The 2,734-nt window shown below is 67.7% G+C and carries 1 protein-coding gene and 2 pseudogenes; 2 read left to right on the forward strand and 1 reads right to left on the reverse strand.

Annotated features, from left to right (window positions below):
* Positions 1-468: pseudogene (locus FVW27_RS12590) on the forward strand (molybdopterin-containing oxidoreductase membrane anchor subunit); the annotation flags it as partial.
* Between the two features lie 102 nt (positions 469-570).
* Here the strand turns inward: FVW27_RS12590 and FVW27_RS12595 are convergent.
* Complete coding sequence (locus FVW27_RS12595) at positions 571-1,350, reverse strand: tetratricopeptide repeat protein (RefSeq protein ID WP_243838420.1); 780 nt, start codon at positions 1,348-1,350, stop codon at positions 571-573.
* A gap of 224 nt (positions 1,351-1,574) precedes the next feature.
* Between FVW27_RS12595 and FVW27_RS12600 the strand changes: the two are divergent.
* Positions 1,575-2,734: pseudogene (locus FVW27_RS12600) on the forward strand (DUF3536 domain-containing protein); the annotation flags it as partial.

The following is a 2,734-nucleotide window of genomic DNA, read 5'->3' on the forward strand; positions in this document are numbered from 1 at the left end:
GCTGCCGCGCTGGTGGGCCTGGCCGCCCTGTACACCTCGGGCATGACCTATGCCCCGCCTGCCATGCCCGCCGTGCACAACGCCGCGCCGCTGGGCTTCTTCCTGCTGTCGGCGCTGCTGCTGGGGACATCCTTCGGCAGCTGGTTCGCGGGCGAAGGCAGCCAGCCCATGCTGCGCGCCGTGCTGCTGGGCAGCCTTGCGGCGGCGCTGGCCGTGTACGTCATCGTGCCCTGCGTGTGGGCGTCGGGCGGCACGGTAATGCAGATGACCGCGCGCGCGTGGCTGGCCTCTCCCCTGTACTGGGCGCGGCTGGTACTGGGCATTCTGGTGCCGCTGGTGGTGATGATCCGCAGCCCGCGCATCCCCCGCTGGATGGGACCGCTGGTGCTGCTGGGCGAACTGGCGGGCCGGGCTGTGTTCTTCGGAGCCACCGTGCATGCGGCCATGAATCTGGGCATCCCCTATTAACGACGTTCCCTGCCACCGCATGGCCTTCGCCTGAACGAAAACGGGGCGGCGTTCTTCCGAACGTCGCCCCGTGAATTTTCACAGGCTGCAACACTCTTGCTGCTAGTAGCCTTCAACGGAATCCGCCAACGCCTCCGGCACATCGCACGGGTCATTCAGCAACAATTCCTGCGGCATGTCCATGGGGTGGCCCACCTCTCGGCCCTTGCGCACGGCGATGACCGCGCGCAACTGCTGCCCCTCCTCCAGCCGGGGGTTCAGGGCCAGGGCACGGCACAGAAAGCCGTTGGCCTTCTCGTAGTCGCCGGACTCGAACAAGGTGCGGGCGATGTTGTACAGCAGGTGGTCGTCCTTGGGCGCCAGTTGCGCGGCGCGGGCGTAGAAGCGCAACGCCTCTCCGAACATGCGGCTTTTGCGCAGCTTGATGCCGAAATCGTTGAACATGTGCTTGTGGCGCGGGTCGAAGGCGCCGGGCAGGGCAATGAGCCGCTGGAACACCTCGCGCGCCTTGTCCAGATCCTCGCGGGCAAGGTAGGTCAGCCCCAGCCCGAAGGTGGCGCGCACGTTCTGCTCGTCGATGGCCAGGGCGTTCTGGAATTCGAATTCCGCGCTCCAGGTCTCGCCGCGCTCGCGGTGGCGTTCGCCGCGCGCGATGTGCCCGGCCAGTTCGCGCATGGCCGGGTACACTTTCTCGTGATAGACGGCGGGTTCTGGAATGTAGTCGAGAACAAGGTCCTCGTAGGTGAGGATGGTGGTCTCGCCGGTGGGCACGTGGTTGTCGTTCAGCGCCTGGGCGTCGTAGCGGCCGTCGTCGCGCTGGGTCACGTAAATCATCACGTTTTGCTGCACGGTACGCCGCGTACCGCCGAAACCGATTTTCATATCGGCCGTCGTGGAAAAGACCCCGCGCCTGGGCTTTTCACCCAGGACAGGGAAATCTTTCACCATTTCCGTATCGACGTTCACGGCGAACCCCCGATTGACTACGGCATGATGATAGCCTTGCATTGCGCCCCCGTAAACCCTGCTTGTGCCCCCATAACCGGGTGAGGCACCTTTCCCCGTAGCGCGGGGACGTGTATCCTGCCGGAAACCAGGAGGTCCCCATGCCCCGCAGCCTGTGTATCCACGGCCATTTCTATCAGCCCCCCCGCGAGGATCCGTGGCTGGATGATATTTTGCCCGAAGGCAGCGCAGCCCCCGCCCCCGACTGGAACACCCGCATCCTGCGCGAAAGTTACGCCCCGCTGGGGTGGGCTCGCCGCCTGAACCGCGAGGGGCGCATCGGCGACATCCTGAACTGCTACGAATGGACCAGCTTCAACGCCGGGCCAACCCTGCTGCGCTGGATGGACCGCCACGCGCCGGACACCCTGCGCCGCATGGTGGAGGGCGACCGGACAAGCGCGGCGCGCTGGGGACACGGCAATGCCATGGCCCAGGTGTACCACCACGTCATCATGCCCCTGGCCACCCCCCTCGACCGCGAGGTGGAAACCGCATGGGCAGTGGCCGACTTCATGGCACGCTTTGGCCGTGCCCCCGAAGGCATGTGGCTGCCCGAGGCCGCCGTGGACACCCCCACGCTGGAAACGCTGGCCGCGGCGGGCATCGCCTTCACCGTGCTGGCCCCGCGCCAGGCCCGCGCCGTGGCCGCGCTGGACGGCATCAACCAGGCCCATGCCGCGTGGCAGCCGGTGCATGAAGGCTCGCTGGACATCGGCCTGCCCTACCGGGCGGAACTGCCATCCGGCCGGAGCATCGACATCTTCTTCTACGACGGCCCCATCTCGCGGGCCGTGGCGTTCGAGCAACTTTTGCGCGACGGCGAAATATTCTGGCGCAGACTGGCCGATGCGGCCCGCGCCCTGCCCGTGCCCCCCGGCGAAGGGCGGGGCGACGATGCCGGTGCCCCCGGAAACGGAGACCGCCTGCTGGCCGTGTGCACCGACGGCGAAACCTACGGGCACCACTTCACCTTTGGCGAAATGGCCCTGGCCCACGTGCTGGCCCAGGGCTACGCCGGGCGCGACGATGTGGCGCTGACCAACTTCGCGGCCTTCCGCCACCGCAACCCGCCGCACATGCGGGTACTGCTGCACGAACCGTCGTCGTGGAGTTGCGCCCACGGCGTGGAACGCTGGCGGTCCGACTGCGGCTGCACCGACGGCGGGCACCCCGGCTGGAACCAGCGCTGGCGCGGCCCCCTGCGCCAGGGCCTGGATGCGGTCAAGCAGGGGCTGGACGCCCACTTCGCCGCCGCCGG

The sequence above is a fragment of the Nitratidesulfovibrio liaohensis genome, assembly GCF_011682075.1.
Classification (GTDB): Bacteria; Desulfobacterota; Desulfovibrionia; order Desulfovibrionales; family Desulfovibrionaceae; genus Cupidesulfovibrio; species Cupidesulfovibrio liaohensis.

Excerpts from the sequence above, each read along its gene's own strand:
- FVW27_RS12595 (WP_243838420.1), bottom strand. The coding sequence starts at position 1,350 with ATGAAAATCGGTTTCGGCGGTACGCGGCGTACCGTGCAGCAAAACGTG.